13 protein-coding genes are annotated in these 12,328 nt (G+C 65.4%); all 13 read right to left on the bottom strand.

Annotation, left to right across the window (positions count from 1 at the left end; translation table 11 throughout):
- Nucleotides 1-240: 240 nt before the first annotated feature.
- The 13 genes from C491_RS14375 to cbiT all read right to left on the bottom strand — a co-directional run bounded on the left by C491_RS14375 (nt 241) and on the right by cbiT (nt 12,214).
- Nucleotides 241-1,572: a glutamate-5-semialdehyde dehydrogenase gene (locus tag C491_RS14375; RefSeq protein ID WP_005557523.1), complete on the bottom strand. Its 1,332-nt coding sequence runs from the start codon at nt 1,570-1,572 to the stop codon at nt 241-243.
- A complete protein-coding gene (proB, locus tag C491_RS14370) occupies nt 1,569-2,432 on the bottom strand; it encodes a glutamate 5-kinase (protein ID WP_005557521.1) in 864 nt (287 codons plus the stop codon). Before proB ends, C491_RS14375 begins: the two co-directional genes overlap by 4 nt.
- A complete protein-coding gene (gene proC, locus C491_RS14365) occupies nt 2,425-3,192 on the bottom strand; it encodes a pyrroline-5-carboxylate reductase (RefSeq protein ID WP_083909334.1) in 768 nt (255 codons plus the stop codon). Before proC ends, proB begins: the two co-directional genes overlap by 8 nt.
- Nucleotides 3,193-3,900: 708 nt before the next feature.
- Nucleotides 3,901-4,272, bottom strand: coding sequence for a DUF3209 family protein (locus tag C491_RS14360; RefSeq protein WP_005557517.1), 372 nt, complete (start codon nt 4,270-4,272; stop codon nt 3,901-3,903).
- Nucleotides 4,273-4,341: 69 nt separating this feature from the next.
- Nucleotides 4,342-5,568: a CbiX/SirB N-terminal domain-containing protein gene (locus C491_RS14355; protein ID WP_005557516.1), complete on the bottom strand. Its 1,227-nt coding sequence runs from the start codon at nt 5,566-5,568 to the stop codon at nt 4,342-4,344.
- 59 nt (nt 5,569-5,627) lie between these two features.
- A complete protein-coding gene (locus C491_RS14350) occupies nt 5,628-6,368 on the bottom strand; it encodes a hypothetical protein (protein WP_005557515.1) in 741 nt (246 codons plus the stop codon).
- Nucleotides 6,365-6,631 carry a ferredoxin gene (locus C491_RS14345; RefSeq protein ID WP_005557513.1) on the bottom strand — a complete coding sequence of 89 codons (267 nt, stop codon included), beginning with the start codon at nt 6,629-6,631 and terminating at the stop codon, nt 6,365-6,367. The genes C491_RS14350 and C491_RS14345 overlap by 4 nt, the downstream gene beginning before the upstream one ends.
- A gap of 15 nt (nt 6,632-6,646) precedes the next feature.
- Nucleotides 6,647-7,609, bottom strand: coding sequence for a precorrin-3B C(17)-methyltransferase (gene cobJ / locus C491_RS14340; RefSeq protein WP_005557511.1), 963 nt, complete (start codon nt 7,607-7,609; stop codon nt 6,647-6,649).
- Nucleotides 7,610-7,618: 9 nt separating this feature from the next.
- Nucleotides 7,619-8,518, bottom strand: coding sequence for a precorrin-3B C(17)-methyltransferase (locus tag C491_RS14335; RefSeq protein ID WP_005557508.1), 900 nt, complete (start codon nt 8,516-8,518; stop codon nt 7,619-7,621).
- A complete protein-coding gene (gene cbiG, locus C491_RS14330; protein WP_005557506.1) occupies nt 8,515-9,510 on the bottom strand; it encodes a cobalt-precorrin 5A hydrolase in 996 nt (331 codons plus the stop codon). The genes C491_RS14335 and cbiG overlap by 4 nt, the downstream gene beginning before the upstream one ends.
- 222 nt (nt 9,511-9,732) lie before the next feature.
- Nucleotides 9,733-10,668 (bottom strand): cobalt-precorrin-4/precorrin-4 C(11)-methyltransferase, encoded by a 936-nt coding sequence (locus C491_RS14325; protein ID WP_005557504.1) that lies wholly within the window; start codon nt 10,666-10,668, stop codon nt 9,733-9,735.
- Nucleotides 10,668-11,606: a cobalt-factor II C(20)-methyltransferase gene (locus C491_RS14320; RefSeq protein ID WP_005557501.1), complete on the bottom strand. Its 939-nt coding sequence runs from the start codon at nt 11,604-11,606 to the stop codon at nt 10,668-10,670. The genes C491_RS14325 and C491_RS14320 overlap by 1 nt, the downstream gene beginning before the upstream one ends.
- Complete coding sequence (cbiT, locus tag C491_RS14315) at nt 11,603-12,214, bottom strand: precorrin-6Y C5,15-methyltransferase (decarboxylating) subunit CbiT (protein WP_005557499.1); 612 nt, start codon at nt 12,212-12,214, stop codon at nt 11,603-11,605. Before cbiT ends, C491_RS14320 begins: the two co-directional genes overlap by 4 nt.
- Nucleotides 12,215-12,328 lie beyond the last annotated feature (114 nt).

Raw genomic sequence — 12,328 nt, 5'->3', positions numbered from 1 at the left:
ATGCCCGAACTCGAGTCGTCATCAGAACTGTCGTCGGTTTCTGCGGGCTCTGGTTCGGGTTCTGGCTCGAGTGTGATGGTCCTTCATCATCGCTCTCGATTTCCATATCTGTACTTCCGCTTTCGTAGCCGTCGGATTCAGCATTGACTGTAATCTTACATTATCCAATAACACTTCTGATATGTCAGGACAGGCTCTGTATACTTGTTCCCCGGGAAGACCGGCAAGAGAACCCGAACTTTACTCTCCAGCGAGTCGACCAGGCATCCACTCGCCGTCGAACTCCTCGTGACGGTACGGTTTCGCGTCCTCACCTGCGTAGGTGGCGACGAGGTGGCCGTCACCTTCGAGGTGGTACTTGTAGGTCGTCAACCCCTCGAGGCCGACGGGACCGCGGGCGTGGATCTTCCCCGTGGAGATGCCGACCTCGGCACCGAGGCCGTACCGGTAGCCGTCGGCGAACCGAGTCGAGGCGTTATGAAAGACGCTCGCGGAGTCGAGGCTGCGCATGAACGTTTCTGCGCGATCGGCGTCCTCGGTGACGATCGACTCGGTGTGCTTTGAGCCGTGGGTGGTGATGTGATTACACGCGGTCCCGAGCGAGTCGACCACCCGGGCGGAGACGATCAGATCGCCATACTCGGTGTCCCAGTCGGCGTCGGTCGCGGCCTCGACGTCGACGAACTCACGGGTAGCTTCGTCGCCCCGGATCTCGACGTCGGCAGCCTCGTAGCGATCGACGATCGCCGGCAGAAACGTTTCCGCAACGTCCTCGTGGACCAACAGCGTCTCGATGGCGTTACAGACGGCAGGATACTGTACTTTCGCATCGTAGGCGATGTCTTCGGCCATCTCGAGGTTGGCGTCGGCATCGACGTAGACGTGACAGACCCCTTCCGTATGGCCGAGAACCGGGATGCTCGTGTTGTCCTGGATATAGCTGACGAACGAGGAGCTGCCACGGGGCATCAGGAGGTCGACTGCGTTGTCCATCTCGAGCAGGGTATCGACGTCCTCCCGGGCTTCGATCTGCTGGGCCCAACCGTCGGGAACGTCCGCCGTAGCGTCGGTGATGATCTCGAACAGCGTCCTGTTCGAGTGTAGCGCCTCGCTGCCGCCTTTTAGAATCACCGCGTTGCCGGATTTGAGTCCGAGCGCGGCGATCTGGACGAGTGCGTCGGGGCGAGACTCGAAGACGGCGCCGACGACGCCGATCGGTACGGCAACCTTGTACAGCTCGAGTCCCTCGTCGAGTCGGCGCGCCTCGAGGGTTTTCTCGAGGGGATCGTCCTGGTCGGCGACGCTGCGGACCATCTCGGCAATGCTCTCGACTTTCGACACCGAGAGGGTGAGTCGGTCGACGAACGCTCGGGTGTACTCGCCGTCGGCGAGAAGCTCTTCTGCGGCCTCGACGTCGCGTTCGTTCGCCGCAAGAATTTCGTCGGTTCGCGCCTCGAGCGCGTCAGCGACGTCCAGCAGGGCTGTGCGTCGCTGCTCGTCGGATAGCTGTGCCAGCTGTAAGGCTGCGGTCTGTGCTGTCTCGACCTTCCGTTCGGTTTCAGTGTTCGTCATAGCTTGGATGGGGTCTCGGTTCGGCTGTCGGTCACGCCGTTGATGGGGACGAATATGGTCCCCACGGATTTGGCGGTGGCGATCTTCTCCAGGACGTTCGGTTCGGTCGACTTCGCGATTATCGCGGGAATGCCGTACTCACTGACGTCGCGGGCGCCCGCGACTTTCGTCTCGATGCCGCCGAAGCCGACGCCCTCGCCGGTGCCGCCGGCGACGATCTCCTCGACCGAATCGTAGTTTTCCCCGACCGCTTCGATTAGCTCCGCCTCACCGTCGGTCTTCGGGTTACCCGTGTAGACGCCGCCCACGTCGGTCAGCGTCACCAGCAGGTCCGCCTCGACGCCGATTGCAGTCGAGGTCGAGAGCATGTCGTTGTCGCCGATTCGGATCTCGGCGGTCGCAACCGCGTCGTTTTCGTTGATGATTGGTACTACATCCCACTCGAGCAGCGTCTCGACGGTGTTGCGAAAGTTTGTAAAACGCTCGGGATTCTCGAGGTCGTGCTGAGTGAGCAACAGCTGGGCCACCTTCCGGTCGTAGCGGGCGAAGCTCTCGGTGTAGCGGTGCATGAGATGGCTCTGGCCAACCGTCGACAACGCCTGAGATTCCTCGACGGTTCCGGTGGGCTGGTCGATCCGACCGGTGCCGGCGCCGATCGCTCCGGAGGAAACGAGGATGACCCCCTTGTCCCGCTCGAGCAAGGCCTCGAGATCGTCGACGAGCTTGTCGAGTTTCCCGCTGTCCAGGTTCGACTCCTCGTCGGTGAGGGAGTTGGTCCCGGCTTTGACGACGACGCGCTCGGCGTCCGCTCCGAGTCGTCTCGCCGCGGCCACCTCGGCAGCGGGGACCGGCTCAACCATCGGTAGCTAACTCCGCAGAGCGCTCTTCGGCCGCCTGGACGGCCCCAGCGACCGCCTCATCGGCGACACTGTCCCGGAGCACCTCCATCCCCTCGATGGTCGTCCCCTTCGGAGAGCAGACAGCGTCGATCAGCCCGTCGAGTTCCTCGTCCGAACGGAGGACGGTTTCGGCGGCTCCCTTGAACGTCTGGGCGGCCAACACCCGGGCGTCTTCGGGGTCGAGACCGCCCGCGACGCCGGCGTCAGCCATCGTCTGGATCAGATAGAAGACGAACGCAGGCCCGCTGCCGTTGACCGCGGTCGCGACGTCCATCTGCGCCTCCTCGACCTCGACGTACTCGCCGACGTCGTCGAGCAGGATCTTGACGTCGTCGGGGATCTCCTCCCCGGTGACCGCCGCCGCCATGTTCCTCGTTCGGGCCGCCAAGTTCGGCATGAGCCGGACCACGTTCGCATCGGTTCGCGCTTCGAGAAAGTCGGTCGGCACGCCCGCGGCGATCGACACCAGCGTCTGTTCGGGCGAGAGATCGAGTTCCTCGAGTACCGCCTCGACAATGTCGGGTTTGACGGCGACGACCACTACGTCAGCGTCGGCCGCCTCGGCGGCCTCCGCGGTAGTCCGTGTCGCGTACTCGGCGACCGCCTCCAGCGCGTCGGGGTCGAGGTCGCACGCGATTACCGTGTGACCGCCGGCGCTCGAGAGCCCCTCGATCAGGGCACCACCCATGTTGCCACAGCCAATAACGCTCGTCCGTACCATCGTTGTTCTTCCGAAGGACCGAGATAACCATACAAACTTTGGTATCCATCGGACGTCAGCCGCTGGCGACGAAAGTCGTCCTCCCTGACCGTCGGCCAGTAACTGTCGGCCCAAATCCGAGCCTTCGCCCTCCACATGGCGAATCTCGGAGGCGAGTCCGTGGGTGCTTCCGGCGATCTCACAGCCAAAGGTCAACTCGACGGCTGATCGCGACAGGTGTAACGCGATTCCGATTTGCCGGTGAGTTGGTGACCGTGGACCGCGTCGATCGGAATGGACCCTACGTCGGAGTCGCCGAATACGCCCACCTCGAGACGAGTTTCCAACCAGGTAGCAGATTGCAACGACATTGGTTCCGAGACTGTACTCCGATTCGAGAAGGTGGTCCGATCACGGGGAACACATACGGATCCGATCAGGTCTCAGTTTGTAGCCGCTTACCCGGGACGATCCACTCGACGGGCTAATCTTAGATAAGACTCTTAGCAAAGATATATGTCTAAGACTCTTTCCAGAGTAGCAGACTGCGGCTCGAGATGACGACAGGGTCTCCCCCAGTAACAACACCATGTTTGCCGACTCGGTCCAGTAGCTGCACTCACAGTGAAAGGAGCGACCGAAAATGCCTGGGTTCTCCGCCCGAGCGCGTCTACAGTCGTCGGCTCCCGAACGGAACGTGCCCGAACCAGTTCGTTTGGCGGGGCTCGTTCAGCCCTCGGTTGGGAAGGTCTCGTGGAGCAGATCGTGTGCGTCGCCGAGACCGTCGACGACGCTCTCGCCCTGGATTCGGAGCCGACGAACGGCGCGCTCGGCGTCGCGGACGGCCAGCAGCCGACCCCGGGTGTAATCGTACTCCGGGTCGTCAGCGTCCATCGACGCGACGGCCTCCTCGAGGTCGACGAGCGCGGCGTCGAGGTGGCGTTCGATCTCCGCGAGGCTCTCTGCTTCGGCGAGTCCCTCGATAGGACCCTCGAGGTGGCCTTCGAGTTCCTTCTCCGCGTGCTCGCGGGCGTGCTGGTCCTCGACGCCGAGGACAGTCATCAGTCCGAGTCGAAGCGCTTCGATTTCGTAGCAGCTCATATGTGGTAGGTGTGTGGTGGTTCGGCGGTTTCGTTCGAGTGCGATTCAGTACCGAGTTCGAGAGGTATTCTACAGGGTCTGATCGACGAGATCGCTGACGAGACGCCCTCGTTCCAGATGGTCGGAAACGATCCGATCGGCGTCCTCGGCCGCGACGTCGCCATACCAGATCCCGTCGGGGTAGACCGCGACCATCGGCCCGTCGCCACAGCGACCCAGACACGACGAGCGGGTGATGCGAACGTCACAGTGCTCGGCGTCGCGGGCCTCCTGACGAATGCGTTCGAGCACCGCGGACGACCCCATGTCGGCACAGGTCCGGTTTGTACAGACCGTGACGTGTTTTTCCGGCGCGTCATGGCTGTGGGGCTCGTCGTCGACGTCGTCCCGATCGGCGTGTGCCTCCTGGTGGGCCAGCGCGCGCAGCATGGCCCGCGCGCCGCCGACGTCCTCCTCGTAGCCCTCGAGATCGACCTTGTACTTGCACGTGTCACAGGACATTTCGACACTGTCGGTGCGCCCCTCTTGCCAGCGGTCGGCGAGGACGTCGAGCAACCGGGAGTCCGTCCCGAGGGGATCGCCCGCGAGCGCGTCGACGTACGGGTACTGGTCGTCGAACTCGCTCGTCCAGTCTCGAACGCGCTGGGTGAGGACGCCGTCGCCGAGCATGTACGGGAGAACGACGACCGCGTCGGGACGGTGCTTCGAGAGCCCGTGGAGCGTGTCCTCGAGCGTGGGCTCGGTGACGCCGACGAACGTCGCTTCGGCGTGGTCGAACGCCCGCCCCTCGTACAGCAGCCGGGCGAGCTTGTGGACGTCGCCGTTCGCATCGGGGTCGCTCGAGCCCCGCCCGCAGAGGACGACGGCGACGTCGTCCGTCGTCCGGTCAACGCCCAGCTCGGCCTCGACCGCGCGAGCCCGGTCGTCGAGCAGGTCGAGTATCGCCGGATGGATGCCCAGGTGCGCCCCGTTGTCGATCTCGAGGTCGTGTGCTGCCCGCGCTCGCTCGATCGCCAGCGGCACGTCGTTTTTGACGTGACTCGCCGCGAACAGCGAGCAGTGGACGACCGTCACCCGCGACACGAGCGTCGCGAGCTCCGCGAACGCCTCGTCGATCGCCGGCGCCGCGAGCTCGAGGAACGCGACGTCGACCGGGATCCCCAGCCGCGACTCGAGGTCGGCGGCCAGCTCCCGTACTTGCTGGTTCGACTTCTCCCGGCGGGAGCCGTGACCGACCAGCAAAACCGCCTCGTCGTCGAACGCCGCCGCAGGCGCGGTGTCGTCTGGCGTACTCATCTCGGTCTCGTGAGTGTTCTTTCGTCGGTGATGGTCATGATCGGATTCGGTCGCCTCGGTTACGGCTCGTCGTACGCCTCGGCCTGCTCGAGGCTCCGCTCGAGCTTGCGGCGACGACTCGGCGCGTAGAGTCCGGTTTCCGCACAGTCCTCGTAGAGCCACGTTCCGAACGCGGGCGCGTCGGCGTCGTCGATTCCGAACCAGTAGCCACCCGACGAAGTCTCCGAGAGGTCGTCGACGGACGCCTCGATCGGACACCCCGTGATCAGCTCCCGGGTCAACTCGAGCAGGTCGCGGTCGTCGTGGACGAACGAGATCCCGACGGTACCGCTCTTCGACTTGAAACAGATCGTCCCGCAGCCCTCGAGCAGTCCTCGAAGCAGCTCGCGGTCGTGGCTCGAGAACGCCCCAAAGCGGTAGTTCCCGCGGCCGTCGACGGGGAGCCCGAGCGCGTTGCTGCGGCCGAGCAATCCCCTGGTACCGTCCTCGTGGCCCTCGCCGCTCTCTTCCTCGTCGTCCCCGATCGAGAGCGTGTACTCGTCCTCGGTTCGGGTGATCGACGCGTCGTGGGCGTACTCGCGGCTCGTCGTCTCGTGCTCGAGGTCGCCGCCGGCAATGGCCGCGAGCACCCGTGCGGAGCGCTCGTCGTTGGTGGTGACCTCGATACCGCTATCAACGACGTCACCGCTCCCGGCGACGTGCCCCCAGAAGTACGCGCTCGCGGGATGGCCAGCCAGCGGATCCGCGGGGACCTCGATCTCGAGGGGGTCCGTATCGTCGGGAGTCGCGGACTCGCTCATCCGTCCACCTCCTTGACGACGATGGCGTCGGTCGGACAGGCGGCAGCAGCCTGCTTCGCCTCGTCCATGCGGTCGTCGTCGAACGTCGCGACAACCCGTTCGGCGGTGTCGGTCACGTCGCCCTCGCAATCGTAGATCGGATCCCCGTCGGGATCGATCGTCGCGAGGCCGCGCTCGCCCTCGACGAAGCGCGGGTCGCGCGTCAGGCAGGCGAAGATGCCGTCGCAGGCGTCCTTCTCGATGGTGATCTCGTAGCGTGGCATTGGTTTGTCTCGTAGTTAGTAGTCGTATTTCGTCTCGTAGCCCCGCGGCGTCACCATCCGATCGTCCCAGACGTAGGTGTCCTCGGTGCCGACGAGGATTGTCGTCGTCATGTCGATAATCTCGCTCTCGCCGAGCTCCTCGAGCTCGCCGAGTTCGGTGATCATCACCTGCTCGTCCTCGCGGCCAGCGCCGTGGACGATGCCGACGGGCGTCTCCTCGTCCCGGTGGGTGGTAAGAATCTCACAGCACTTCCGGAAGTTCTCCCGGCGCTTGCGGCTCCAGGGGTTGTAGATCGTGATCGTGAAGTTCTCGCTCGCCACGGAGTGCAGCCGGGACTCGATTTCGGGCATCGGCACGAGGTGGTCCGACAGCGACACCGAGACGGTGTCGTTGACCAGCGGCGCGCCCAGACGAGCCGCACAGGACTGCGCCGCAGGAACGCCCGGAACGACGTCGAACTCGACCATCGAGGCCGTTGCACCCTTAGATTCGAGGATCTCCAGGGCCAGCCCGGCCAGCGCGTAGACGTTTGGATCGCCGCTGCCGACGATGGCAACGTCGTTTCCGGCAAGGGTGCGGTCGATCGACTCCTCCGTGCGCGACACCTCGCCACACATCGGCGTGTCGTAGATTTCGTCGGCTTGCTCGGTAATTTCGTCCGGAATGAGTTCGATGTAGGTCGTGTAGCCGACGATGTGGTCGGCCTCGAGCAGCGCCGTCTTCGCCCGTTCGGTCATCCCTTCGGCGTGGCCGGGGCCGAGCCCGACAGCGGTTAGCTGGCCCGGGTCGGCGTCGAAGTCCGCGACCGTGGCGCCGACCTCCTGTTCGTGGGAGTCGTCGCTCGAGGCACCACACGTCGAACTCGAGTCGTCGCCACTCGAGGAGGCTCCGCACGCCGACCCCGAGGACTCGGATTCGTTCGTGGAGGCACCGCAGTTGGAAGTCGATTCGTCGTCAGTGTTAGTATTCGTGCTCATAGTTGTAAGTCAGAAATCCTCGACGTCGCGCCCGCCGCGGGGCGTGACGAGGTACGTTCGGTCGTCGTTGCTCCAGGTTTCGGTCTCGTGATTGCCGACGATCAGCGAGGTACCCATCCCCGAGACCCTGTCGTCGTGGTCGGCAGCCTCGCCGAGGGTGGTGATGAACTCGCTCTCGCCGTTGCGACCCGCGTCGGCCCGACCCGCGTCATTGACGATCGCCACGCGGGCGTCGTCGGTTCGTTCCTCGCGGACGATCTCGACTGCCTTCTCGTAGTTGCGCCAGCAGTTGTACAGCACGATCACGAAATCGGAGATCGCCGCCGCGCGCAGCTTCTCCTCGATCTCGTCCCAGCCGCGCCACTTGTCCGACAGCGAGACGGTACAGAAGTCGTTGCACAGCGGCGCGCCGACGTTGGCCGAACCGCCCAGTGCCGCCGTCATGCCGGGGACGATCTCGATCGGAACGTCCGTCGCATCCTCCTCGTCGGCCATCTTGAAGATCAGATCGGACTTGCCGTAGACCGATGGATCGCCGCCGGAGACGTGGGCGACGTCTTTCCCCTCGCGGACGTAGTCGAACGCCGCGCGGGCGAGTTCGATCTGGCGGCCCATCGTCGAGCGAACGATCTCCTGTTCGAAGCCGTCCTCTCGAGTAGCGATGCCGTCCTCGTTCGTCCGCTCTTCGGACGGGATCGTCCCGTCGTCGCGTAGAAACTCCTGGTAGAGGCTCGAGGCGATGACGACGTCGGCGGTCTCGATGACCCGTTTCGCCTTCAGGGTCATGTGTTCGGGCAGTCCGGGACCGATCCCGACCACCGAGAGAGTGCCGTGGTCCTCGGGAGTTCCGGGAGCTGCCGCGTTCGCGTCGGCTCCGTCGAGGTCCGCGGGGTCGGCGTCCGAACTCATCGGCCGATCGCCACCGTGACCTCGTTTTCATACCCTAGCTTCTCGAGTACCAGTTCCTGCTCGGCACCGCCCGCGATCGCGCTGGCCTCGGAGACACCCGGCCAACCGATCAGCTCCTTGGACTTCGAGGGTGTCGGCCCCTCGTGTTCGAGCAGCGTTTCCTTGTCGAAGACCACAACACCCAGATCGAGCTCCCGGGCGGCCTCGAGCAGCCCCTCCTCCTCGGCCTTCCGGGTCGCGGTGGCGACGAACTCGACGTCGGCGAGGTCGTACTCGGTCTCCTCGAGGGCCTCCTCCCAGGCGGCGAGGAACGACTCCGCGCTCGCACCGGAGACGCTGCCGGTACCGATGACGATTCCGTCCTGCTTGTTGCGCTTGAGAACGGTAACGTCGTCGCCGACGAGGACGGCCCGGGGACCCTCGAGTCGCTCGACAGGACCCAGCTCGTCGTCGAGCACAGCGAGGTTCGTCTTGACCGTCGAGTCGCCGTTGACGACGTGGGCGTCCATCGCCTTGGCCCTCGACTCGACGCCCTGCTTGCCCGCCGCCTCGCTGGCAGTGGTCATCGCCGGCACGGCGCCCATCGTCGCCAGATCCTGGGCGACCTGGTTGGCGCCGTGGTGGCCGCCCGTGATCGGGATCGCCCACGTCAGCTCCTCGTCGACGACGCAGATCGCGGGGTCCTCCCACTTGTCGTCGAGCAGGCCCGCGGTCTTCCGCATCGCGATACCGGAGGCCATCAGGCCGACGAAGCAGTCGTACTCGCCCCAGTGCTCGGCGAAGACGTCGCCGTGGTACTCGAGGATCTCGATCGACTCGTAGCGCTCCTCGAGTTCAGCCCGGATCTTCTCGGCGGTCTCCATCTTGCGCTCGAAAGAGACGATCGCGATCTCCTCGGCCACCTCGCCGTCCGAATCCGGCGTCGAACAGTGGCTACCGGAGTCTGTACTCGAGTCGTCCGTCCCGTCCGCGTTCTCAGTTCCTGAACTCATTGTCGAACCTCCGTCGTACCGAACTCGCCCGTTCCACGCCGAATCGACCCGTCCTGTCCACCGCTGGGGTGGGACTGAAAGGGGCCAGCCCCGTCGGCGAAGGCGGGCGACGCAAGCACCGCAGGGAGGGAGCGTCGCGAACGACCGAGGAGCACAGCGAGGCCCCCGAGTCGACGGGGCTGGGGGCTTTCATTGTGTTCGCGGTACCGCACCCGACTCTCCTCAGTCATCGCTCGCCTCCGGCTCGCTCGTGTTTTCGGCCGAGCTTCCTGAAGAACCCCGATTAGCCCAGTCGCCGTAGAGATACGAGCGCTCGTAGCCCGCGCCGGTGACGGCGTCGCCGATGACGACCAGCGCAGACGCTCGATACCCGGCTTCCTCGATCCTGTCAGCGATATCGCCGATCGAGCCGACGATCACGTCCTCGTCCGGCCAGGAGGCGTGGTAGATCACGCCGACCGGCGTCTCGGGGTCGTGGCCGTCCTCGAGCAGCCGATCCATCGTGTCCCGAACGGCGTGAGTCCCGAGGTAGATGCAGGTCGTCACGTCGCCCATCTCGACGAAATCGGAGATGTGGTCCTCCTCGGCGCTCAGGGTTTTACCCTGGGGGCGGGTGAACGCGACGTGGTTCGCGACCTCGTTGAGTGTCAGCTGCGTCCGCAGGGTCGCACTCGCAGCGAACGCCGAGGTGACGCCGGGGACGAAGTAGGTCGGCACGCCCTCGTGCTCGAGGGCGTCCATCTGCTCGAGCGCCGCCCCGTAGATGGCGGGATCGCCGCTGTGCAGGCGGACCACGTTCCGGCCCTCTTCGTAGGCGTCCCGCATCAGCGGGATCAACTCCTCGAGGTCCTTCCCCACGGAATTGACGAGTTCCGCGTGGTCGCAGTACGCCTCGAGCAGTTCGCTGTTGACCAGCGAACCGGCGTGGACCACGAGGTCGCTCTCCTCGAGCAGCTCCCTTCCGGCCACCGTCAACAGCCGCGGATCGCCGGGACCGGCCCCGACGAATGGAATCCCCGCCTGTTCGTCGCCCGCGCTGTGGTCGAAGACTCGGTCGTCCAGTTCCTCTCGGCGACGGTCCCCCTGCGCGTCGATCGCGCTCTGGGGGTCGCCGTCGTCTGTGGCTTCGTTGTCGTCCGTCTCGGTCGTCTCACCCATCAGTACCAGTGCTCGCTACAGTCGCCGTGTTCACAGCCCTCGGCGCGCTCGAGGTCGACGAGCGTGCCGTCGACGTCCGAATCCTCCGGAAGGGAACGAAACTCGACACCTCGTTCGCGTCCGGACGACGGTCCGTTCGCCGACGATCGCCCCGCGACGGTCGACTCGCTGCCGCCATCCGCGATCGACTCGTCGCCCGACGGCTCGGCGTCGGGCTCGGTGCCACCGTCGCTCGAGCGAGCGTCCGTTCCGTCGGTTCGGAAGGCTGCCGTCGCCTGCTCGATCTCGAGATCCGCCTTCTCGGCGTAGGCCAGCGTGTAGTAGTCCCGTTCGTCGATCTCGGCGGGGTCGTCGGTCACGAGGGTCTCACCCTGCTCCATGAACAGCCGGCGGCCGTAGGTCACCTCGTAGCCCGCCTCGACGAGCCCCGCGTGGGTCGCCGGCGCGTCGGTGACCTTGAACAGGATCATCCGATCCGGTCCCGTGGGGCTCGCCCCGCTGGCCGCCTCCCGGAGCGAGAGCCCTGCGCCGGCCTCGATCTCGACGCCCAGCGCGGTCGCGAAGGCCGTCACCGCGCTCACGCCGGGGACGATCTCGAGGTCGACGTCGGGGTGGAAGGCGTCGATCGTTCGCCGCAGGTGACCGAACGTCGAGTAGACGTTCGGATCGCCGAGCGTGACGAAGGCGACGTCGCCCTCGCGAGCGTTGGGCGCGATCTCCGCGGCGGCCTCCTTCCAGGCCGCCCGAAGCTTCTCCTCGTCTCTCGTCATCGGAAACTCGAGGTCGCCGATCCGTTCCTCTGGGACGTGCTCGAGGGCAACGGTCCGCGAGAGTCGGCCCGGCGAGTAGACCACGTCCGCGTCCTCGAGAATCCGTTTTCCTCGGACCGTCACGAGGTCGGCCTCGCCGGGGCCGAGCCCGACGCCGTAGAGGGTCATCGCTGCGATCCCCCACCGTCGGCGGCGACTCGCTTTCCGTCGTCCCCGCCCGCGTCGTTGTCGGTCGCGCTGCCGACCAGCATGTACACCGGATTCTCCGAGTCGAAGCTCGTCGCCCCGGCGAGCTCGTAGCCGTGACTCACCTGGAACTGGACGACCTCCTCGAGGAGGTCCCGCTCGCGGAACGCCTCGGTCGCCCGACCGGCGACCTCGAGGCGCGAGACGTTCATCACGACGCGATCGACGCCCGTCTCTGCGGCGTGGTCGAGCACGGCCTCGAAGTTGCGGCTCCCGCCGAGAAAGAGCGCGTCGGCGTCCTCGGGTAGCCCCCCGGGGGCCTCCGCGTTTCGGAGTTCGACGTCGGCCCGCAACGAGTCGGCGTTCGCCGCGAGGTTCTTCTCGGTCGTCTCGAGCCGTTCGGCCTTCCGCTCGAGGGCGGTTACGCGCCCCGCCCGTCGCGCGGCTTCGATCGTGACGGCGCCCGTACAGGAGCCGACCTCGACGAAGTGGTCGTCCGCCTCGAGCGCGAGCTTCGAGAGGGTAACGGCCCGAACTTCGGCCTTCGTCGGCCCGGCCTTCGCGTCGTGTGGCAGCGCAATCGGTGCCATTACCCGTGGATGACTGGTGCCTCCACTAAAACAATTGTGGTTGGTTTAGATCAAATTCTATTGCGCATTCTGAGTTTCAATAGCGAAACATTCGTTGTGCTACTGGATTGGCCG

This window comes from Natronococcus amylolyticus DSM 10524 (assembly GCF_000337675.1).
In the GTDB taxonomy this organism is placed as follows: domain Archaea; phylum Halobacteriota; class Halobacteria; order Halobacteriales; family Natrialbaceae; genus Natronococcus; species Natronococcus amylolyticus.
The sequence above is the reverse complement of the archived record's forward strand: the minus strand, read 5'-3'. Positions and strand labels throughout refer to the sequence as shown.